The sequence below is a fragment of the Roseateles sp. P1_C1_2 genome (genome assembly GCF_056406535.1).
Genome location: NZ_JBFUAB010000018.1, coordinates 140,353 through 162,122, shown reverse-complemented (window position 1 = coordinate 162,122; position 21,770 = coordinate 140,353). Strand labels below are relative to the sequence as shown.

Sequence of the window (21,770 nt, the reverse complement as noted above, 5' to 3'; positions counted from 1 at the left end):
AAGACCTCTCTTTCTCAGGCCGATATCAGGCCTGAGGTGGCGATTGCAAGTTGAGGGCTTAGGCGCTGGCCTTTTGTTCGCGATAGACCAGCAAGGGACGTGCCGAGGCGTCCTCGATGTTGTGTTCGTCCAGCACGACCTTCTCCACGCCATCCAAGGCGGGCAGGTCGAACATGGTGTCGATCAGCGACTGCTCCATGATGGAACGCAGACCGCGGGCGCCGGTCTTGCGGGCCAGCGCCTTGCGGGCGATGGCGGCCAGGGCCGGCTTGCGGATTTCCAGCTCGACGCCGTCCATCTCGAACAGCTGCTGGTACTGCTTGACCAGCGCGTTCTTGGGCTCTGTCAGGATCTGCACCAAGGCGTCCTCGGTCAGCTCGCCCAGCGTCGCGACGACGGGCAGGCGGCCGACGAGCTCGGGGATGAGGCCGAACTTGATGATGTCCTCGGGCTCGCACTCGCGGAAGACCTCGGAGACGCGCTTCTCGCTCTTGGTTTTCACCGTGGCACTGAAGCCGATGCCGGACTTCTCGCTGCGGTTCTGGATGACCTTCTCCAGGCCGTCGAAGGCGCCGCCGCAGATGAACAGGATGTTGGTCGTGTCGATCTGCAGGAAATCCTGGTTGGGGTGCTTGCGGCCGCCCTGCGGAGGGACGGAAGCCATCGTGCCTTCGACGAGCTTGAGCAGGGCCTGCTGCACGCCCTCGCCCGACACGTCGCGCGTGATGGAGGGGTTGTCGGCCTTGCGCGAGATCTTGTCGATCTCGTCGATGTAGACGATGCCGCGCTGCGCACGCTCGACGTCGTAATTGCAGTTCTGCAGCAGCTTCTGGATGATGTTCTCGACGTCCTCGCCGACATAGCCCGCTTCGGTCAGCGTCGTCGCGTCGGCGATCACGAAGGGCACGTTCAACAGGCGCGCCAGCGTCTGCGCCAGCAGCGTCTTGCCGGAGCCGGTCGGGCCGATCAAGAGGATGTTGCTCTTGGACAGCTCGACCGAGTCCTTGCTCGACGCCATGTGGCGCAGGCGTTTGTAGTGGTTGTAGACCGCCACGGCCAAGGTGCGCTTGGCAACGTCCTGGCCGATGACGTACTGATCGAGACTCGACTTGATCTCGCTCGGCACGGGCAGGTCGGACTTGCCGGCACGCGCGGCAGGCGCCGGCGCCGGGATCTCGTCACGGACGATGTCGTTGCACAGCTCGATGCATTCGTCGCAGATGAAAACCGAAGGTCCGGCGATCAGCTTTTTGACTTCATGCTGGCTTTTGCCACAGAACGAGCAGTACAGAACTTTTTCGCTGGAGGTGCCTTTTTTGTCGGCCATGGGTCTGCTCGGGAATGCCAGTGAACAGGCGGGTGCCTGAAATGATGATAGTCCAAACGATCTCGGGGCCCTTGTGGGGATAAGGGCCCCGATTTCGCTGCGAATCCGGGTGCCAGTTACGGCCCCTCACAACTCAGGGGCGGTGTTCCAGCACCTGGTCGATCAGGCCGTAGCCCTGGGCTTCGGCAGCCGACATGAAATAGTCGCGCTCGGTGTCCGACTGGATTTTCTCCAGGGTCTGGCCGCTGCGCTCGGCCAGGATGCGATTCAGGGTCTCGCGAGTCTTCAGGATTTCACGCGCATGGATCTCAATATCCGTGGCCTGGCCCTGCGCGCCGCCCAGGGGCTGGTGGATCATGATCTTGGAGTTCGGCAGCGAGAAGCGCTTGCCCTTGGAGCCGGCCGCGAGCAGGAAGGCGCCCATGCTGGCCGCCAGGCCCATGCACAGCGTCGAGACCTGCGGCTTGATGAACTGCATGGTGTCGAAGATGGACATGCCGGCCGACACGCTGCCGCCCGGGCTGTTGATGTACAGCGAGATCTCCTTGTCGGGGTTCTCGCTCTCCAGGAACAGCATCTGCGCAACGACCAGATTGGCGACGCCGTCATTGACGGGGCCGACCAGGAAGATGATCCGCTCACGCAGCAGGCGCGAGTAGATGTCGTAGGCACGCTCGCCGCGACCGGACTGTTCGATGACCATGGGCACGAGCCCGAGGTTGCTGGTGTCGAGAGCGCTCATTCAGATCCTTGGAAATCAATACGTCTGTTATGGGGACGGATTATGGCCACGCAAGTAAAAAGGCGCCGGGCCTTGCGGCACGGCGCCTTCGTCAGGCGAAGGGCTCTCAGTTGCCCGCAGCCATCAGCTCGTCGAACGGCAGGGCCTTGTCGGTCACCTTGGCCGTGGCCAGCACGAAGTCCGTGACATTGTTCTCGACGACGACGGCCTCGACTTCGGCCATGCGCTCGCGGTCGGTCAGGTACCAGCGCATGACTTCGGCGGGCTTCTCGTAGCTCTGCGACAGCTCCTCGATGTGCGACTGCAGCTGGGCCGGCTTGGCCTGCAGGTTGTTGGCGCGCACCAGCTCGGAGACGACCAGACCCAGGCGCACGCGGCGCTCGGCTTGGGGCTTGAAGATGTCGGTGGGGATCTCGGCCTTGTCGGCGTCCTTCACACCACGCTTCTTCAGGTCCTCGCGGGCCTGCTCGACCATGCGGGCGGCTTCGCCCTCGACCAGCGCGTTGGGCACGTCCAGCTCGGAAGCAGCAACCAGAGCGTCCATGACGGCGCCCTTGTTGCGAGCCAGCACGCGGAACTTCACTTCGCGCTCGAGGTTCTTCTTGATGTCGGCGCGCAGGCCGTCCACCGTCGCATCCTTGATGCCCAGGGACTTGGCGAAAGCCTCGTTCACTTCGGGCAGATGCTGGGCTTCGATCTTCTTGACCGTGACGAGGAAGTCGGCTTCCTTGCCGGCCACGTCCTTGCCGTGATAGTCCTCGGGGAACTGCAGCGGGAAGGTCTTGCTCTCGCCGGCCTTCATGCCGCGCACGGCAGCGTCGAACTGCTCCAGCATCTGGCCTTCGCCGATGAGGAACTGGAAGCCTTCGGCCTTGCCGCCGGGGAAGGGCTCGCCGTCGATCTTGCCTTCGAAGTCGATGCTGACGCGGTCACCGGCCTGGGCCACATCGGCAGCCGGGCGCTGGGCGAAGGTGCGGCGCTGCTTGCGCAGGATCTCGACGGTCTTGTCGATGGCTTCGTCGGTGACTTCGCTGGTGACGCGCTCGACGTCGGCTGCGGCCAGGTCGCCGATCTTGACTTCGGGGTAGACCTCGAAGGTCGCGTCGAAGGCCATCTGGCCCTCAGGCGCTTCATTCTTCTGCTCGATGCGCGGGGCGCCGGCGACGCGCAGTTGCGCTTCGTTGGCGGCGCTCATGAAGGCGTTGCCGACCTTGTCGTTCACGACTTCGTATTGCACCGAATAGCCGTAGCGCTGGGCCACGACGTTCATCGGCACCTTGCCGGGGCGGAAGCCGTCGGCCTTGACGGTGCGGGCCAGCTTCTTGAGGCGGGCTTCGACTTCGCTGTTGATCTCAGAGGCCGCCACGTGCAGGGTGATGCGGCGTTCCAGCTTTTCGAGGGTTTCGACGGTGACGGCCATGATGGACTCGGAAACAGTTGAAGGACAGTAGTGGTGCGCGGGGCCGGACTCGAACCGGCACGCCCGTGAAGGCGTCAGGACCTAAACCTGGTGCGTCTACCAATTTCGCCACCCGCGCAACGGGTTGGTTCAGGTTGGGCTGCTCAGGAGCAACCCATTTAGAGACGATTCAGGCGATTCGGCAAACCGGCGATTGTAGCGACCTCGCACGGTTTGCCCGCCGCCCCGATGCAAGGGGCGGCAAAACCCTAGAGAAAGTGAGCCCCTCGTCCAGCCGCACGCCGCTGAACGCGGTGCGTCTGACCGGTCCCCCGAGGGGACAAGGCTGCTCGCGGCATTGAGCCGCAAGCAGCCTCAAGCGGGCCGGCTCGGGAGCGGCCCAGCGCTCGGCCCGGAACACCTAGCCAAAGACGCTCAGGCCGGATCGGCGGCTTCGGTGTCGACGAAGCGGCTGTGCAGGCGGCTGTGTTCCTCTTCCTTCGGCCGCATGACGCGGAACACGACGGAGTACATCGCCGGCAGCGCCAGCAGCGTCAGGGCCGTCGCGACGATGAGGCCGCCCATGATGGCGACGGCCATCGGGCCCCAGAACACGCTGCGGGACAGCGGGATCATCGCGAGCACCGCAGCTGCGGCCGTCAGCACGATGGGGCGGAAGCGCCGCACCGCGGACTCCACGACCGCCGACCAGTCCGGCACGCCGCGGGCACGGTCCTGCTCGATCTGGTCGATCAGGATGACCGAGTTCCGGATGATCATGCCGAACAGCGCGATCACACCGAGCAAGGCGACAAAGCCAAACGGCCGGTTCAGCACCAACAGCGCGAACGCGACACCGGCGATGCCGAAGAAGCCTGTCAGGAAGGCCAGCGCCGAGCGCACGAAGCTGTGCAGCTGCAGCATCAGCAGCGTCAGCATGATGAAGAGGGCGATGGGCACGCCCGCGCCGATCGAGCCCGTTCCCTTGTTGCTCTCCTCCACGGCACCCGCGATCTGGATGCCGTAGCCGACGGGCATCTGCTTCTGCAACTCGTCGAGCTTGGGCCAGACTTCCTTGGTGACCGTCGCGCCCTGCAGGCCCTCGGCCACGTCGCCCTGCACCGTCACGGCATAGAGGCGGCCTTCGCGCCACATGACGCCCGGCTCCCAGTCGAACTCGACCTTGGCGATCTGCGTCAGCGGAATGGAGCGGCCGGTGCTGGTTGGCACATAGGCATTCGCGATGTCGGTGATGACGGCGCGTTCGTCCTTGGGCTGGCGCAGCACGATGTCGATGAGCTTGTCGGCCTCGCGGTACTGGCCGATGACGCTGCCCGACAGCAGCGTGCGTGCCGACTGCGCCAGGCTCTGGCTGGAAACACCCAGGGCCCGCGCCTTGTCCTGGTCGACCTTGAGACGCAGCATCTTGACGTTCTCGTTCCAGTTGTCATTGACGCCACGCATATTGGCGTTGGAACGCAGGATGTCCTTGGCCTTGTCGGCCCAGTCGCGCACGATCTTGGGGTCGGCTCCCGTCACGCGGAACTGCACCGGATAGGGCACGGGCGGGCCGTTGGGCAGCAGCTTGACGCGGCCACGCGCCTCCGGGAACTCCTCGGCCAGCACGGCCGGCAGGCGCTTGCGCAACTCCTCGCGGGCCACCAGATCCTTGGGCAGCAGGATGGACTGCGTGACATTGGCCTGCGGGAAGATCTGGTCCAGCGGCAGATAGAAGCGCGGCACGCCGGAACCGATCCAGCTCGTCACGGTCGCGATGCCGGGTTCCTTCAGCATGCGGGCCTCGAAGCGCTTGGCCAGGGCCTCGGTCTCCTGGATGGTCGAACCCTCGGGCAGCCACAGGTCGACCAGCACCTCGGGGCGGCTGGAGTCGGGGAAGAACTGCTGCTGCACCCGGCCCATGCCGAAGATGCCCAGCGCAAACACCAGCAGCGTGATGGCGATGGTCTTCCAGCGGTTCTCCACGCACCAGCGCACGACGCCGCGGAAGCGGTTGTAGAACGGCGTGTCAAAGAGCTCGTGGACCTCGCCGTCCGCGGCCGGCTTGCTCTTCAGCAGCAGGGCGCCGAGATAGGGCACGAAATAGACCGACACGACCCAGGAAATGATCAGCGACGCGGCCGTCACCGCAAAGATCGCGAAGGTGTATTCGCCCACCGTCGACTTGGCCAGGCCGATGGGCAGGAAGCCCACCGCCGTGATCAGCGTACCGGTCAGCATGGGCATGGCCGTCACGTCGTAGGCGAAGGTGGCGGCGTGCATCTTGTCGTAGCCCTCTTCGAGCTTGCGCACCATCATCTCGACGGCAATGATGGCGTCGTCCACCAGCAGCCCGAGCGCAATGATCAGCGAGCCCAGCGAGATCTTGTGCAGGCCGACGCCCCAATAGAACATCGTCGTGAAGGTGATGGCCAGCACCAGCGGGATGGTGATGCCGACGACCAGGCCGGGCCAGATGTCGATGCGCAGGGGCTTGGTGTGCAGGCCCAGCGAGATGAAGCTGACCGCCAGCACGATGACGACGGCTTCGATGAGCACATGCACGAACTCGCCCACCGAGGTCGTCACGGCCTTGGGCTGGTCCTGCACCTGCTCGAGCTGGATGCCGGCCGGCAGCTCGCGCTCGATGCCCTTGAGGGCCACGGCGAGCGCCTTGCCCATCGCGATGATGTCGCCACCCTTGGCCATGGACACACCCAGGGCCAGCACTTCCTTGCCCTGGTGGCGCACCTTGGTGGCCGGCGGGTCGACGTATTCGCGCTTGATGGTGGCGATGTCGCCCAGGCGCATCTGGCTGGCCACGCCGGTGGCCGGGTTGATGGCGCGGATGGGCACCTCGGCCAGGGCCTGGGCGGTCGTGAACTGGCCCTGCACCCGCACCTGGAAGTTGGCGCTGCCGGCGTTCAGCAGGCCCGCGCTCTCCACGGCGTTCTGCGCGCCGATCTGGTTGATGACCTGGCTGAAGTCCAGGCCCAGCTGGGCCAGTCGCTTCTGCGAAACCTCGATGAAGAGCTTCTCGGGCTGGATGCCGAAGATCTCGACCTTGGCCACGTCCTTGACCTGCAGCAGGGCCTGGCGCACGCGGTCGGCGTGCTCGCGCAGCTCCTCACGGCTGAAGCCATCGGCCGACAGCGCGTAGATGGAGCCGTAGACGTCGCCGAACTCGTCGTTGAACACAGGCCCCAGCACACCTGACGGCAGCGACGAGCGCATGTCGCCGATCTTCTTGCGCGTCTGGTACCAGAGGTCGGCGACCTCCTTGGGCGGCGTGTTGTCCTTGACCTGGAAGACCGTCAGCGACTCGCCCGGCTTGGTGTACGAACGGATCTTGTCCGCGTGGTTCACTTCCTGCAGCGTCTTCTCGATCTTGTCGGTGACCTGGTCGGCCATCTGCTGGGCCGTGGCGCCCGGCCAGAAGGCCTGGATGACCATGGCGCGGAAGGTGAACGGCGGGTCCTCGTCCTGGCCGAGCTGGAAATAGGCGACGAAGCCCATCAGCATCAGCACCACCATCAGGTAGCGCGTCAGGGCCGGATGCTCCAGCGCCCAGCGCGACACGTTGAAGCCGCCGACGTGGAGTTCCTTGGTGATCGGGGAAGTCATGTGCAGCCCCGGCTCAGCGTGAGGCCGCAGAAGCCACGGGAGCTGCCGGCGCTGCCGCGGTCCGCGGCGGCACATAACGCTTGACCTTCTGGCCAGGGTTGAGCACGTGCACCCCCGCGACGACGACCTCCTGGCCCTGACTCAGTCCACCCGCGATGACGACGTCATTGCCTTCGGCACCACCGATCTGCACCGCCACCGGCTTGACCGTCATCGACGCGCCGTCCAGGACCCAGACCGAGGTCTTGCCACCCTGCTGCAGCACGGCCGCGAGCGGCAGCTTCATGACGCCGGCAATCTGCGGCAGGTCCAGCACGACGGTGGCCGACTGGCCCAGCCGCACGTCCAGCTTGCCGGCGTCGGCCTTGATGAGGAAGGTGCGCGTGACCGGGTCGGCGGCGGCGGACACCTCGCGCAGCGCCAAGGGGTAGGTCTTGTCAGCGCCCCACAGCCGCACCTTCAGCGCACCTGCCACACCGGCGGCGGCCTTGACACGCGCGACCTGGTCCTCGGGCACCGAGAAAACCAGGTCGCGCGGGCCGTCCAGGGCCACGCTCACCACCGGCGTGCCAGCCGCCAGCACCTGTCCGGGCTCGGCGTTGACACCGGTCACGACACCAGCGCCGTCGGCCATCAGTTGGGCATAGCCGGACTGGTTGCCCTGCACATCGGACTGGGCCTTGGCCTGTTCCAGCTGGGCCTGGGCCGCCTTGAAGGCCGAGTCGCGACGCTCCAGTTCGGCCGCGCTGATGAAGCCCTGGCGCTGCAGGTCGACAAAGCGCTTGTAGTCGGCACCGGCCTGGTCGCGGTTGGTGCGCGCGGCCATGACCGCGGCACTGGCGGCGGCCTCGGCCAGCTTCAGGTCCTGAGCGTCGATGCGCGCCAGGGCCTGGCCGGGCTTGACCGTGTCGCCGAGGTTGACCGAGCGGCTCAGCAGCTTGCCGCTGACGCGGAAGGACAGGCGCGACTCGATGCGCGGCTTCACCTCGGCCGCATACTCATGGCTGGCACTGGCCGAACCGGCGCTGACGAGTTGCGTGCGTACCGCGCGTTCCGGCTCGGGAGCGGCGGGCTGCTTGCCACACCCGGACAACAGGGCGGACAGCAGTGCCGCCGACAGCAGGGGCGGTGCGAGACGCAGAAGATGGGACATGCAGACCTCGAAGCGTGAAACGACCAGCCCTGAAATTTAATGACCGGCGGGTCAGTAATGTATTCAGACCCTGTGACAACTGTCAAACCTCGCAGAATTTCGCTGTTACGCCGGGGCTTTGCAAGCGGAACTTGAGAAAAAGCTTGAGCGTCGACCATTACGAGAACTTTCCCGTCGCATCCATGCTGTGCCCGCCCGGATTGCGGCCGGCGGTGGTGGCGATCTACCACTTCGCGCGCACGGCGGACGACCTGGCCGACGAGGGCGACGCCAGCACCGCCGAGCGCGCCCAGGCGCTGCAGGCCTACCGGGCCGACCTGGCCGCGGTGGTGGCCGGCCAGGCGCCCTCGCTGCGCTGGCCCCAGGTCTACACCCCGCTCGCCCGGGAGATGCACCGCCTGCAGCCGCCGCTGCTGCACGACCTGATCTCCGCCTTCGAACAGGACCTGGCGCCGCCGCGCTACCGCGACCACGAGCACCTGCTGGACTATTGCCGCCGCTCGGCCAACCCGGTGGGCCGGCTGCTGCTGGGGCTTTACGGCGTCAGCGACGCGGCCTCGCTGCGCCGCTCGGACGCCATCTGCTCGGCACTGCAGCTCATCAATTTCTGGCAGGACTTCAGCCGCGACGGCCCCAACGGCCGGCTCTATGTGCCGCAGAACGACCTGGATCGTCACGGCGTGCGTGCCGAGGATGTGCTCGCTTGCCGCGACGGCCCGGCCGCCCGCGCCTTGATCGCCGACCTCTGCGCCTGGGCGCGCCGGCTCATGCTGGAGGGCGCACCACTGGCCCTGAGCCTGCCCGGCCGCGCCGGCTGGGAGCTGCGCCTGGTCGTGCAGGGTGGCCTGCTCATCCTCGACAAGATAGCGGCGCGTCATCACGACAGCCTGCTGCACCGCCCTGCTTTAAGGGTTTGGGACGGTCCTCGCCTGCTGTGGCGCGCCCTGACAATGCGGGCCGCACCATGAGCCCAGAGCCGTGACTCCCGAACAGTACGTCCAAGAGAAAGCCGCCGCGAGCGGCTCGAGCTTCTATTACGCCTTCCTCTTCCTGCCGCTGCCGCGGCGGGCCGCGATCACGGCCTTCTATGCCTTCTGCCGCGAGGTGGATGACGTCGTCGACGAGACCCAGGACGCCGGCGTCGCCGCGACCAAACTCGCCTGGTGGCGCAAGGAAGTGGCCAGCGCCTTCGCGGGCCAGGCCAGCCATCCCGTCATGAAAGCGCTGATGCCGCACACGGCCAGCTACGACATCCGGCTGGAGCACCTGAACGCCGTCATCGAGGGCTGCGAGATGGACCTGCAGCAGACGCGCTATCTCGACTTCCCGGGCCTGCAGCGCTACTGCCATCTGGTGGCCGGCGTCGTCGGCGAGGTGGCGAGCAGCATCTTCGGCCGCAGCCAGCCTCAGACCGTCGAGTACGCCCACAAGCTGGGCCAGGCCATGCAGCTGACCAACATCATCCGCGACGTCGGCGATGACGCGCGCCGCGGCCGCATCTATCTGCCGGTGAACGAGTTGCAGCAGTTCGGCGTCAAGGCCAACGAGATCCTGCTGCGCAGCAAGCCCTGGGGCTATTCGGAGCGCTTCACCGCGCTGATGAAGTTCCAGGCCGAGCGCGCGCACCGGCTCTACGACGAGGCGCTGGCACTGCTGCCCGAGGTCGACCGTGCCGCGCAGAAGCCGGGGCTGATGATGGCCAACATCTATCGCGCCCTGCTCGTCGAGATCGAACGCGAAAACTTCCAGGTGCTGCACCAGCGCATTGCGCTGACGCCGCTGCGCAAGCTCTGGATCGCAATGAAAACCAACTGGCGCGGCAAGTGAGCCGCGTAGCCATCGTCGGTGGCGGCTGGGCCGGCATCGCGGCGGYCGTCGCGCTGGCCGATGCGGGCCACGACATCACCGTCTTCGAGATGGCGCCCCAGCTGGGCGGCCGGGCGCGCAGCGTGGCCGGCGAGCCGCCGTACGACAACGGCCAGCACATCCTCATCGGCGCCTACCGCGACAGCCTGGCGCTGATGCGTCGGCTGGGCATCGCCCCCGAAGCCGTGCTGAAGCGCCTGCCACTGGCCCTGCCCTACCCCGGCGAGCCCGGCCTGAAGCTGCCGCCGGGGCCACCTCTCATCGCTTTCACGCGCGGCGTGCTGTCGCACGGCGGCTGGCCGCTGACGGCACGGCTGGGCCTGCTGATGGCGGCTGGCGGCTGGCTGGCACGGGGCTTCCGCTGCGACGCCCGGCTGAGCGTGGCCGAACTCTGCGCCGGCTTGCCCGCGGTCGTGAAGCGCGACCTCGTCGAGCCGCTGTGCGTGGCCGCGCTGAACACGCCCGCCCCCCAGGCCAGCGCCCAGGTTTTCCTGCGCGTGTTGAAGGATGCCCTCTTCAGCGGTGCCGGCAGCGCCGACCTGCTGCTGCCGCGGCGGCCGCTGTCCGAACTGCTGGCCGGCCCGGCCACGGCCTGGCTGGGCGAGCGCCTGCGCCTGGGCGCTCGCGTGCAGAAGATCGAGCCCGGCTGGCGCGTCGATGGTGAAGCCTTCGACGCCGTCGTGCTGGCCTGCACCAGCGTCGAGGCCGCGCGGCTGACCGCCGACCTCGCACCGGGCTGGTCGGCCACCGCCGGCGCGCTGGGCTTCGAGCCCATCATCACCGTCTACCTGAGCAGCCCCGGCAGCGCCCTGCCCGCGCCCATGCTGGCGCTGCGCGAGGGGCCGGATGCGCCGGCCCAGTTCGTCTTCGACCACGGCGCCCTGGGCGGGGCACCGGGGCGCTTCGCCTTCGTCGTCAGCGGCGCCGCACCCTGGGTCGAGCGCGGCGGCTGTGCCGAGGCGGTGCTGGCCCAGGCGCAACGCGAGCTGGGTTGGGCCACGCCGCCCGTCATCGACAAGGTGCTGACCGAAAAGCGCGCGACCTTTGCCTGCACGCCCGGCCTGCAGCGAGCCTCCGCCCGCATTGCACCAGGCCTGTGGGCGGCCGGTGACTACATTGCCGGCCCCTACCCCGCCACGCTGGAAGGCGCGGTGCGCTCAGGCCTGGCGGCCGCTCAAGGCGTGGGTGCGGAGGCCGGAACGGGCGCGAACGGCGCTGCCAGCGGTTCGCCGACAAACACGCCCTGAGCCGGCCAGGCCACGCTGTGCCAATAGGCCTCCAGCGCGCTCAGGCCCTGGGCATAGGCCTGGATCAGCATCTGCGGGTGGGGGAACTTCTGCAGATGGTTGCAGGGCTCGCTGACCGTGCCGTAGCTGGCCGTCGCACCGGCGTCTATCCAGTCGAGGATGTTCATCTGGCCTTCGTCGGCCGGCGGCTTGTCGAGCACGCCGCCCGCTGACGTCAGATGATCGGCCAGCGCACCGGGCAGCCATTCGCCGCCTAGCGGCCTGGGCACGCGGATGAGGCCGGTTTCGTAGATCAGCGTGCGGCGCATCGCGGGCAGCGCGTCGCTCTTCACGCGCGCCACCTCGAAGCCCGCAACGCCCGGCACCGGACCGGCCGGCGGGAACAGGCGCTCACGCACATTGCGGGCCGCGTCCGGCGTCGAGGCCAGATAGACCATGGCCGGCTCGGCTGCGCCGGCCGCCAGCGTGTGGTCGGCGGCGATGCCGCGCTCGATCATGGCCATGGCCGCCGGCACCGAGCGGGCCGCCAGCTGCATCGTCGGGCGCACGCCGATGACCAACCAAGGCTTGGCGCCGAAATAAGCCGTGTAGGGGCTGATGCGCGTGGCGGCACAGGACTGGGCGCAGACATTGGGCTGCAACCCGACGCCCAGCGCACTGGTCAGCGAATTGCAGTCGACGGCATAGGGCTGCACCCAGGCCAGGGCCAGGCCATTGACGTGTTCCGGCATCTGGCTGCGGAGGGCCTGGTCCAGCGCCGTGAACTCCTCGCGCGTGAGGCTGGCCCGCAGCGGCAGTTGCACACGCAGCACCTGCTCCGGCGGGATGCCGCGGCGCCTGGCGTAGTACTCGCCCACGCTGACCGAATAGGGGTCGGCCGTGTTGATGACCAGGCCGAGCTCATTGGCCGTGATGCGCCCGTAAAGCCGCGGCGCGCGGGCCCAGCGGGCCTCCCCTGGCGGAGCGGGCGTGGCAGCCGGCTCCGCGGCCTGGATCGCACCCATGCAGGCCAGCGCCAGGGCCAGCCCGGCTTGCCACCTCCTGAAGCCCGCTTTCGCCATACAAAACACAGGCAATCTCCCCCACAATGACGGCATGAAATCCAAAGAGGCCCAGCAGACCCCGGCGATCCAGGTGCTGGAGCGCATGTTCTCGCTGCTGGACGTGCTGGCCCAGCACCAGGACCCGGTTTCGCTGAAGGCCCTCTCCGAGGCCACCGGCCTGCACCCCTCCACGGCGCACCGGATTCTCAATGACCTGACCCTCGGTCGATACGTGGATCGCCCCGAAGCCGGTAGTTATCGACTCGGCATGCGCATGCTGGAGCTGGGCAATCTGGTGAAGGCGCGCCTGGACGTGCGCGACGCCGCCCTGCCGGCGATGCGCGAGCTGCACAAGTTCACCCACCAGCCCGTCAACCTGTCGGTGCGCCAGGGTGACGAAATCGTCTACATCGAGCGCACCTACTCGGAACGCTCGGGCATGCAGGTCGTGCGCGCCGTCGGCGGCCGTGCGCCGTTGCACCTGACGTCGGTGGGCAAGCTCTTCCTGGCCAGCGACGACAGCCCACGCGTGCGCGCCTACGCGACGCGCACCGGCCTGTCGGGCCACACGCGCAACAGCCTGACCGACATCGGCTCCCTCGAGCGCGAACTGGCCATGGTGCGCCAGCGCGGCATCGCCCGCGACGACGAGGAGCTGGAACTGGGCGTGCGCTGCATGGCCGCCGGCATCTACGACGACCAGGCCAAGCTGGTGGCCGGCCTGTCGATCTCGGCACCGGCGGACCGGTTGGAGGAAAGCTGGGTCGTCAGGCTGAAGGAGACGGCGGCGCAGATCTCATCGGCGTTGGGACACCGGGCCTAGAAAGCAAAACGCGGCGCCAAGGCGCCGCGTTCTTTATCGGGAGTCAGCCGTCAGAGCTTGGCCGACGGCGCTGCGCTGTCGCCCTGGCTCGCCAGCCATTTGCGCATGCGCTCGGCGTCGGCAATCCGCGAGGCCTTGCCGCTGGAATCCAGGAACACCATGATCAGCTTGCGGCCGGCCATGCTGGCCTGCATGACGAGGCATTTGCCGGCCTCGTTGATGAAGCCGGTCTTCTGCAGGCCGATGTCCCACAGCGGGTTGGACAACAGGCCATTGGTGGAGCGGAACTGCACCAGGCGCTTGCCCAGGGCCACGCGAGCCTCGCGCGACGTGGACAGGTCGCGCAGCAGCGGCACCTGGCTGGTCGTGTTGACGAGCTTGGCCAGGTCAGCGGCGCTGCTCTGATTGCGACTGGACAGGCCGGTGGGCTCGACGTAATGGGTGTCGGCCATGCCCAGCGTCTGGGCCTTGGCGTTCATCGCGGCCACGAAGGCCTCCAGGCCACCGGGGTAGTTGCGACCCAGGGCATGGGCCGCGCGGTTCTCGCTGGCCATCAGGGCCAGGTGCAGCATGTCGCCACGCGTCAGCGTCGTGCCGACGGTCAGGCGGGAGCGGGTGAACTTCTCGGTGTCGATGTCCTCGTCGGTCACCGTCAGCTTGTCGTCCAGCGACAGGCCGGCCTCGACAACCACCAGGGCCGTCATCAGCTTGGTGATGGAGGCGATGGGCAGCACGGCCTGGGGATTCTTGGAGAACAGCACCTCGTTGGTGTCCTGGTCCAGCACATAGGCCACGCTGGACTTCAAGGCCAGCGGGTCGTCCACGGCGTGCAGGCCGGCAACCTGGCCGAAGGTGGCGACAGCCGGGATGACCGGTGCGGCGGCCTTGCGCAGCACGACGGAGCGCACCTTGCGTGCGGGCGTCGCGGCGGTCTTGGCGGCGGTGCGGGTGGCCTTGGGCTTGGCGTCAGCGGCAGCAGCCGTGGCGGCGCCGGGCAAGGCGGCCAGGAAGGCGAGGCTCAGAAAAGCGGCAGCAAATGTCTTCAACGGAGGTCCCCAACGCAGGGCGGCAGTGTACGTGACGCCAAAAGTACCGACAAGATAAGAACTTAAGTGAGATACCTCAAGTGAACTCTTGTCCCGTTTCGACGGGCCGTCACCCCAGGCTTGCCACCGGTTCTTTCGCTTCGCAGCGGGCTCCAAACGCTCTCAAGTAGGCCTCGGCTGACAAGCTAGGGATATTGGGATCAGCCCCAAACCGCTCGCCGCCCACCTGCGCGCTGCTCGCGGGTGACCTCTGGACGAGATTCTGAGGGCGGGGCCGGTGATCTGTGCCCGGAGCACCGGGGCGTTTACGCGCCAGATTCCACGGGGACATGGAAACGGTTGCAACCGTCGTGACCGGGATCACGACGGTTACAGCGGCAACGGCGGTAGGTTGGCGCGACCCGGCGCCATCCGGAAAGACGCTCAGGAAGCGCGGCGGCGCGCGAGGCCGAGACCTGCCAGCGCCAGGCCAACCAGGGCAAGGGAGGCCGGCTCAGGCACGGCGTTCGGGGTGAACACCGCGAAGGCCCAATTGTTCTCGGCGCGGTTGGCCGACTTCGTGTCCACGAACGAGCCGAAACGCTGCCAGTTGGTGCCGGTGCCGTCTTGATAACCCGTCTGCATTGCCTGGTACTGGCCGATATTGCCTTGGAACTGGTCCGCGTACGGCACCCAAAGGATGCCGCAGCACTTCGACGGGTCGCCAATGCGAACGGGAGCCGCATCCAGAACCGTCAGCAGGGCATCCGCCGCCTCATCCGCCAGGGCCGCATCGCCCAGGAAGGACGGGGCGTCAGAGGCGAAGACCGTGTTGTAGGACCCAAAGGCAAAGGAAACGTTGTAGGACAGGCCATCCACCACCAGGTCCTGGATGCCGACAGCAACGCCGCCCGAATAGCTGATCGTGGGTGCTGCGCCAGCCAAACCACCAGCCAGGAGGCCGACGGAGAGGGTGAAGGCTTTCAGCAGGCGGGCGATCGACGTCATGGCTACTCCAGGGTTTCGGATGCGAATGCCGACACGGTGCAATTTCCGAGCCATCCACAAGATTGTGGAGAAAACCCCGAGCAATCAACGGCTTAGCAAAAGGCGCGGCCGACGCAGTGCCGTGACTGTCAAGAATCTCGACGCTGGGTTGACGGCGAACTAACCTTGCGCCGCCACCCGCTCGGCCTTGCTCTGCAGCTTGTTCAAGGCGCTCAGATAGGCCTTGGCCGACGCCACGATGATGTCCGGGTCGGCGCCCACGCCGTTCACCACCCGGCCGGCGTGCTGCAGCCGCACTGTCACCTCGCCCTGGGATTCGGTGCTGCCGCCGGTGATGGCGTTGACCGAATACAGCAGCATCTCGGCGCCCGACTGCACGACCGATTCGATGGCCTGCAGCGTCGCGTCGACGGGACCATTGCCATCGCTTTCCGCACGATGCTCCTGGTGGCCGACGGCGAAGACGATGGCCGCGTGCGGGCGCTCGCCGGTCTCGCTGCGCTGGGACAGCGACAGCAGCCGGTAGTGCTCCGCGTCGTTGATGACGGACTCGTCCATGACGAGGGCGACGATGTCCTCGTCGAAGATCTCGTTCTTGCGGTCGGCCAGGTCCTTGAAGCGCACGAAGGCGTTGTTGACCTCGGCCTCGCTCTCCAGTTCGATGCCCAGTTCCTGCAGGCGCGCCTTGAAGGCGTTGCGGCCCGACAGCTTGCCCAGCACGATCTTGTTGGCGGCCCAGCCCACGTCCTCGGCGCGCATGATCTCGTAGGTGTCGCGGGCCTTCAGCACGCCGTCCTGGTGGATGCCGCTGGCATGCGCAAAGGCATTGGCGCCGACGACGGCCTTGTTGGGCTGGATGACGAAGCCGGTCGTCTGCGACACCAGCTTGGAGGCCGGCACGATCTGCACGGTTTCGATGCCGACATCCAGGCCGAAGTAGTCGCGCCGTGTCTTGACGGCCATGACGACTTCCTCGAGCGAGCAGTTGCCGGCGCGCTCGCCCAGGCCGTTGATGGTGCATTCCACCTGGCGCGCGCCGCCGACCTTCACGCCGGCCAGGGAGTTGGCGACCGCCATGCCCAGGTCGTTGTGGCAATGCACGCTCCAGATCACCTTGTCCGAGTTGGGCACCTTCTCGCGCAGGCGGCGGATGAAGTCGCCATACAGCTCAGGGATCGCATAGCCGACGGTGTCGGGGATATTGATGGTGCCCGCGCCTTCCCTGATGACGGCCTCGCAGACGCGGGCCAGGAAGTCGATGTCGGAGCGGTAGCCGTCCTCGGGCGAGAACTCGATGTCGCCACACAGGTTGCGCGCGAAACGCACCGCCAGCGTGGCCTGCTCGAGCACCTGCTCACGGCTCATGCGCAGCTTCTTCTCCATATGGAGTTCGCTGGTGGCGATGAAGGTGTGGATGCGCGCGCTGTTCGCGCCGGCCAGGGCCTCGGCGGCGCGGGCAATGTCACGGTCGTTGGCGCGCGCCAGCGAGCAGACGGTGCTCTCCTTCACGGCCGCGGCGATGGCCTTGACGGCCTCGAAATCGCCATTGCTCGATGCCGCGAAGCCGGCCTCGATGATGTCCACGCGCATGCGCTCGAGCTGGCGGGCGATGCGCAGCTTTTCCTCACGCGTCATCGACGCGCCGGGCGACTGCTCGCCGTCGCGCAGCGTGGTGTCGAAGATGATGAGCTTGTCTGTCATCGCACGTTCTCCTCTCGAATCTGGGGCACTGCCACCGGTGCGCGCGACAGGCCGGACAGGATGGCCTGCATGGACGCACGCACGATGCTGCCATCAATGCCGACGCCGTGGCGCGTCACGTCGCCCACGCGCAGTTCCAGATAGGCCACGGCGCGCGCATCGGCGCCGCTGCCGATGGAGTGCTCGTGATAGTCCAGCACGCGCACCTCCTGCCCCAGGCGGGTCGACAGCGCGTTGACGAAGGCGTCGATGGGGCCGTTGCCCTCGCCCTGCACATGGCCCATCCAGCCGCCCAGCACGACCTCGGCAGACAGCCGCATCGCACCACCGGCCACCTCGGTCATCTGCGGCTGCACGACGGAGGCGCCGGCGTTGCCAATGCCGTACTCGCGTTCGAAGATGGCGTAGATGTCGGCCGCGGTCAGCTCCTTGCCGGCGTCGTCCATGACGCGCTGCACGACCTGGCTGAACTCGATCTGCAGGCGGCGCGGCAGCTCCAGGCCGTATTCGGCTTCCAGCAGATAGGCGATGCCGCCCTTGCCGGACTGGCTGTTCACACGGATGACGGCGTCATAGCTGCGGCCCAGGTCCTTGGGGTCGATGGGGAGGTAGGGCATGTCCCAAATCTCTCCCTCCTGGCGGGCCGAGAAAGCCTTCTTGATGGCGTCCTGGTGGGAGCCCGAGAAGGACGTGTAGACGAGGTCGCCCACATAGGGGTGACGCGGGTGCACGGCAATCTGCGTGCAGTGCTCGACGCAGCGGCGCACCTCGTCGATGTCGGAGAAGTCCAGCTGCGGGTCGACGCCCTGGGTGTAGAGGTTCAGCGCGATGTTGACGAGGTCGACATTGCCGGTGCGCTCGCCATTGCCGAACAGGCAGCCTTCGACGCGGTCGGCGCCGGCCATCAACGCGAACTCGCCGGCGGCCGTGCCGGTGCCGCGATCGTTGTGCGGGTGGACGGACAGCACGATGCTGTCGCGGCGCTCGAGGTGGCGGTGCATCCACTCGATCATGTCCGCGAAGATGTTGGGCGTGCTGTGCTCGACGGTGGACGGCAGGTTGATGATGCACTTGCGTTCGGGCGTGGGCGCCCAGACCGCGGTGACCGCATCGACGACGCGCTTACTGAACGCCAGTTCGGTGCCGGAGAACATCTCGGGCGAATACTCGAAGCGCCAGTCCACGCCCGGACGTGCGGCAGCCAGTTCCTTGATCTGGCGGGCGTGCGAACTGGCCAGTTCCACGATGCCATCCTCGTCGGTGCCCAGCACCACGCGACGCATGATGGGCGCGACGGCGTTGTAGACGTGGACGATGACGCGCTTGGCGCCGTCGAGAGATTCAAACGTGCGCTCGATCAGGTGGGCACGCGCCTGCGTCAGCACCTGGATGGTCACGTCGTCGGGGATGTGGCCGCCTTCGATGAGCAGGCGCACGAAGTCGAATTCGGTCTGCGACGCAGACGGGAAACCGACCTCGATCTCCTTGAAGCCGATCTTCACCAGTTGCTGGAACATGCGCAGCTTGCGGGCGATGTCCATGGGCTCGATCAGGGCCTGGTTGCCGTCACGCAGGTCGGTGCTCAGCCAGATCGGCGCGCGGGTCAGCACGGCGTCGGGCCAGCGGCGGTCCGGCAATGCGATCGGGGCGAAGGAGCGGTACTTTTGCTGCGGTTGCTTCAACATGGGTGTCCATCCGAGGGTGGGTGGCGCAACCAGCAGCCTTTGAAAACACGAACGGCCCGCTGCGGTTGCATACGGGCCGTTGGGGTCAGGTGTGAGCGTACGTGCGCGACTGACTAGCGAACCCGTGGTTCCTCTAGGACTGGTAGCAGGCTAATTCGCGCGTTGCGGCTCATGGGGACGGAATCTAGCACGGATGTCTATTGATGCAAGCCACGTTCATCGGGCTCATCGGTGCTGGTGGAGATGACGCTGACCTGCTTGCCCTTGGACTTGCGCCAGCCGTAGATGACATAGCCGGACAGCCCGTACACACAGAAGATCACGAACAACACAGTGGGCGGGTCGAGTGCGATGAGGCCGATGCCGAGCATGATGGCCACCAGCACGATGAAGGGAACACTGCGCCGGCGGTCGAAGACTTTGAAGCTGTAGAAGGGCGCATTCGTGACCATCGAAAGCCCGGCGAACAAGGTCACGCCAAACGCGACCCAGCGCAGCCAGGGCATGTTGCTCACGCCGGAGTACCAGGGCGCGTCGATCGCACACCAGATCAGTCCCATGACGATGGCCGCTGCCGCGGGGCTGGGCAGGCCCTGGAAGAAGCGCTTGTCGACGACGCCGATGTTGACGTTGAAGCGCGCCAGCCGCAGCGCCGCGCCGGCGATGTAGACGAAGGCCGGGATCCAGCCCGGCTTGCCCATGTCCTTCAAGGCCCACATGTAGATGATGAGTGCCGGTGCGGCGCCGAAGGCGACCATGTCGGACAGGCTGTCCATCTGCTCGCCGAAAGCCGACTGGGTGTTGGTCATGCGCGCGACGCGACCGTCCAGGCTGTCGAGGATGGCGGCGGCGAAGATGGCGACGCAGGCCACTTCGAAACGGCCATTGATTGCCATGACGATGGCATAGAAGGCGCTGAACAGCGCGCTCAGCGTGATCGCGTTGGGCAGGGCGTAGATGCCTTTGCGGCGGGGGCGGACGGACGTGCTGGGCTCGTCGTCCTCAGTGGGCTCAGGGGTCATAGTCCGTCAGGATAGCTGACAGATCCCGGCAAATGACGCTCCTAGGATTGCCGAAAACGACAGGAGACGCCATGAAACTCATCAAGTCCGCAGCTACCGCCTCAAGCCCGGCTGCGCGGACCGCTTCGTCGCCGCCGTCCGCGAGGCCCTGCCGCTGGTGCGCGCCAGCGGCATGGATGTCGTCGCTTTCGGTCGCTCCGACCACGAGCAGGAAAGCTTCTTCCTGATCCGCGCCTTCGACAGCCGCGAACAGCTCGTCATGCAGCAGGACGCCTTCTACGGCTCGGCCGTGTGGCGAGAAGGCCCGCGGCAGGCGCTGGTTGATTGCCTGGACACCTATCTGAACACGCTGTTATGGCTGCCCGAGGATGCCGTGGAGGCGTTGCGGGCCAATCACCAGCCCTGAACGAAAAAGGCCGGCATGCGCCGGCCTTTCAGTGTGCTGAACCCGTGGCTCAGTTCTTCGCCTTGTCGACCAGCTTGTTGGCCTTGATCCAGGGCATCATTTCACGCAGCTTCTCGCCGACCTGCTCGATGGGGTGCTCGGCGGTCAGGCGGCGGCGGCTGATCAGCGTCGGGGCGCCGGCCTTGTTTTCGAGGATGAAGGACTTGGCGTACTCGCCGGTCTGGATGTCCTTCAGGCACTGACGCATCGCGTTCTTGGTGTCTTCGGTGACGACGCGCGGACCGGTCACGTACTCGCCGTACTCGGCGTTGTTCGAGATCGAGTAGTTCATGTTGGCGATGCCGCCTTCGTAGATCAGGTCCACGATGAGCTTGAGTTCGTGCAGGCACTCGAAATAGGCCATCTCGGGCGCATAGCCGGCTTCCGTCAGCGTCTCGAAGCCCGCCTTGATCAGCTCGACGGCACCGCCGCACAGCACGGCCTGTTCGCCGAAGAGGTCGGTCTCGGTTTCTTCGCGGAACGAGGTCTGGATGATGCCGGCCTTGCCGCCGCCATTGGCTGCGGCGTAGCTCAGGGCCAGGTCACGCGCCTTGCCGGTCTTGTCGGCGTAGATGGCGATCAGGTGGGGCACGCCGCCGCCCTGGCGGTAGGTGTTGCGCACCGTGTGGCCGGGGGCCTTGGGGGCGACCATCCAGACGTCCAGGTCTTCGCGCGGCTGCACCTGGCCGTAGTGGACGTTGAAGCCGTGGGCGAAGGCCAGCGATGCGCCCTGCTTGATGTTGGGCTCGACTTCCTTCTTGTAGACGTCGGCGATCTGCTCGTCGGGCAGCAGGATCATGACCACGTCGGCAGCCTTCACGGCCTCGGCGATCTCGGCGACCTTGAGGCCAGCGCCTTCGGCCTTGGACCACGACGCGCCGCCGCGACGCAGGGCGACGGTGACCTTGCAGCCGCTGTCATTCAGGTTCTGCGCGTGGGCGTGGCCTTGTGAGCCGTAGCCGATGATGGTGACGTTCTTGCCCTTGATGAGGCTGAGATCGGCGTCCTTGTCGTAGTAGACGTTCATGATGGGTCGCTCCAGGAAAAAACTGTGAATGTGTGGGGTGTGAAGACGGATCAGACGCGCAGGATGCGCTCGCCGCGGCCAATGCCGCTGGCGCCGGTACGGACGGTCTCGAGGATGGACGCGCGGTCGATCGCGTCGATGAAGGCGTCGAGCTTGCTCGCGTCGCCGGTCAGCTCGATGGTGTAGGTCTTCTCGGTGACGTCGATGACGCGGCCGCGGAAGATGTCGGCGGTGCGCTTGATCTCCTCGCGCTCCTTGCCGACGGCGCGCACCTTGATGAGCATCAGCTCGCGCTCGGTGTAGTTGCCCTCGGTCAGGTCGACGACCTTGACGACCTCGATGAGGCGGTTCAGGTGCTTGGTGATCTGCTCGATGACCTCGTCGCTGCCGGTGGTCACGATGGTCATGCGCGACAGCGAGGCGTCTTCCGTCGGCGCAACAGTCAGGCTTTCGATGTTGTAGCCGCGGGCCGAGAACAGTGCCACGACGCGCGACAGCGCGCCCGGCTCGTTCTCGATGAGCAAAGCAATGATGTGTTTCATGGGTTCTTCGTCCTTCGCGCTCTTCAGTGCCGCTGGCGGTAACCAGCGGACCTTGGCTGCGGGTTCGAGTGAAGTGAATCGCTGCGGGTGTCGG

General features: G+C 66.6%; 18 protein-coding genes and 1 tRNA gene. 5 read left to right on the top strand and 14 right to left on the bottom strand.

The window, feature by feature from the left end; translation table 11 throughout:
- Positions 1–58: 58 nt before the first annotated feature.
- The 6 genes from clpX to AC1D2H_RS19035 all read right to left on the bottom strand — a co-directional run bounded on the left by clpX (position 59) and on the right by AC1D2H_RS19035 (position 8,242).
- Positions 59–1,327 carry an ATP-dependent Clp protease ATP-binding subunit ClpX gene (gene clpX, locus AC1D2H_RS19060; protein WP_477929533.1) on the bottom strand — a complete coding sequence of 423 codons (1,269 nt, stop codon included), beginning with the start codon at positions 1,325–1,327 and terminating at the stop codon, positions 59–61.
- Between the two features lie 133 nt (positions 1,328–1,460).
- Entirely contained in the window at positions 1,461–2,069 is a 609-nt protein-coding gene (gene clpP, locus AC1D2H_RS19055; protein WP_478012055.1) for an ATP-dependent Clp endopeptidase proteolytic subunit ClpP, read from the bottom strand.
- 106 nt (positions 2,070–2,175) lie between these two features.
- The gene (tig, locus tag AC1D2H_RS19050; RefSeq protein WP_478012054.1) at positions 2,176–3,489 is read right to left on the bottom strand and encodes a trigger factor; all 1,314 of its coding nucleotides are present in this window, start codon (positions 3,487–3,489) and stop codon (positions 2,176–2,178) included.
- Between the two features lie 31 nt (positions 3,490–3,520).
- Positions 3,521–3,607: transfer RNA gene (locus tag AC1D2H_RS19045), tRNA-Leu, on the bottom strand.
- 296 nt (positions 3,608–3,903) lie between these two features.
- Entirely contained in the window at positions 3,904–7,089 is a 3,186-nt protein-coding gene (locus AC1D2H_RS19040) for an efflux RND transporter permease subunit (RefSeq protein WP_478012053.1), read from the bottom strand.
- 13 nt (positions 7,090–7,102) lie between these two features.
- Entirely contained in the window at positions 7,103–8,242 is a 1,140-nt protein-coding gene (locus tag AC1D2H_RS19035) for an efflux RND transporter periplasmic adaptor subunit (RefSeq protein WP_478012052.1), read from the bottom strand.
- A 143-nt stretch (positions 8,243–8,385) separates the two neighbouring features.
- Here AC1D2H_RS19035 and hpnC point away from each other — a divergent pair, with 143 nt between their 5' ends.
- From hpnC to hpnE, 3 genes are read left to right on the top strand one after another with little or no spacing between them, the layout of a single operon-like run.
- Positions 8,386–9,210, top strand: a complete 825-nt coding sequence (hpnC, locus tag AC1D2H_RS19030) for a squalene synthase HpnC (RefSeq protein WP_478012051.1) — start codon at positions 8,386–8,388, stop codon at positions 9,208–9,210.
- 10 nt (positions 9,211–9,220) lie between these two features.
- Positions 9,221–10,069, top strand: a complete 849-nt coding sequence (hpnD, locus tag AC1D2H_RS19025) for a presqualene diphosphate synthase HpnD (RefSeq protein WP_478012050.1) — start codon at positions 9,221–9,223, stop codon at positions 10,067–10,069.
- A complete protein-coding gene (gene hpnE / locus AC1D2H_RS19020; protein ID WP_478012049.1) occupies positions 10,066–11,355 on the top strand; it encodes a hydroxysqualene dehydroxylase HpnE in 1,290 nt (429 codons plus the stop codon). Before hpnD ends, hpnE begins: the two co-directional genes overlap by 4 nt.
- Here hpnE and AC1D2H_RS19015 read toward each other — a convergent pair.
- Positions 11,283–12,359: a TIGR03790 family protein gene (locus AC1D2H_RS19015; RefSeq protein ID WP_478012048.1), complete on the bottom strand. Its 1,077-nt coding sequence runs from the start codon at positions 12,357–12,359 to the stop codon at positions 11,283–11,285. The two genes, hpnE and AC1D2H_RS19015, sit on opposite strands and share 73 nt — an antisense overlap.
- Positions 12,360–12,450: 91 nt before the next feature.
- On the opposite strand from AC1D2H_RS19015, the gene AC1D2H_RS19010 reads away from it, so the two are divergent.
- Entirely contained in the window at positions 12,451–13,221 is a 771-nt protein-coding gene (locus AC1D2H_RS19010) for an IclR family transcriptional regulator (protein WP_477929516.1), read from the top strand.
- Positions 13,222–13,271: 50 nt separating this feature from the next.
- On the opposite strand, the gene pbpG is transcribed toward AC1D2H_RS19010, so the two are convergent.
- The 5 genes from pbpG to pssA all read right to left on the bottom strand — a co-directional run bounded on the left by pbpG (position 13,272) and on the right by pssA (position 19,662).
- A complete protein-coding gene (pbpG, locus tag AC1D2H_RS19005; RefSeq protein ID WP_477929514.1) occupies positions 13,272–14,267 on the bottom strand; it encodes a D-alanyl-D-alanine endopeptidase in 996 nt (331 codons plus the stop codon).
- 423 nt (positions 14,268–14,690) lie between these two features.
- Positions 14,691–15,254 (bottom strand): PEP-CTERM sorting domain-containing protein, encoded by a 564-nt coding sequence (locus AC1D2H_RS19000; protein ID WP_477929512.1) that lies wholly within the window; start codon positions 15,252–15,254, stop codon positions 14,691–14,693.
- Between the two features lie 159 nt (positions 15,255–15,413).
- Positions 15,414–16,955: a 2-isopropylmalate synthase gene (locus AC1D2H_RS18995; protein WP_477929510.1), complete on the bottom strand. Its 1,542-nt coding sequence runs from the start codon at positions 16,953–16,955 to the stop codon at positions 15,414–15,416.
- Complete coding sequence (gene leuA, locus AC1D2H_RS18990) at positions 16,952–18,640, bottom strand: 2-isopropylmalate synthase (RefSeq protein ID WP_477929508.1); 1,689 nt, start codon at positions 18,638–18,640, stop codon at positions 16,952–16,954. Before leuA ends, AC1D2H_RS18995 begins: the two co-directional genes overlap by 4 nt.
- Positions 18,641–18,837: 197 nt before the next feature.
- Positions 18,838–19,662, bottom strand: a complete 825-nt coding sequence (gene pssA, locus AC1D2H_RS18985; protein ID WP_477929506.1) for a CDP-diacylglycerol--serine O-phosphatidyltransferase — start codon at positions 19,660–19,662, stop codon at positions 18,838–18,840.
- 172 nt (positions 19,663–19,834) lie between these two features.
- Here pssA and AC1D2H_RS18980 point away from each other — a divergent pair, with 172 nt between their 5' ends.
- Positions 19,835–20,068 (top strand): hypothetical protein, encoded by a 234-nt coding sequence (locus AC1D2H_RS18980; RefSeq protein ID WP_478012047.1) that lies wholly within the window; start codon positions 19,835–19,837, stop codon positions 20,066–20,068.
- A 49-nt stretch (positions 20,069–20,117) separates the two neighbouring features.
- Here AC1D2H_RS18980 and ilvC read toward each other — a convergent pair whose 3' ends face one another.
- Together ilvC and ilvN are read right to left on the bottom strand one after the other, a co-directional pair.
- Positions 20,118–21,134, bottom strand: coding sequence for a ketol-acid reductoisomerase (gene ilvC / locus AC1D2H_RS18975; RefSeq protein ID WP_119045329.1), 1,017 nt, complete (start codon positions 21,132–21,134; stop codon positions 20,118–20,120).
- A gap of 50 nt (positions 21,135–21,184) precedes the next feature.
- A complete protein-coding gene (gene ilvN, locus AC1D2H_RS18970) occupies positions 21,185–21,676 on the bottom strand; it encodes an acetolactate synthase small subunit (protein ID WP_119045327.1) in 492 nt (163 codons plus the stop codon).
- Between the last annotated feature and the right edge of the window lie 94 nt (positions 21,677–21,770).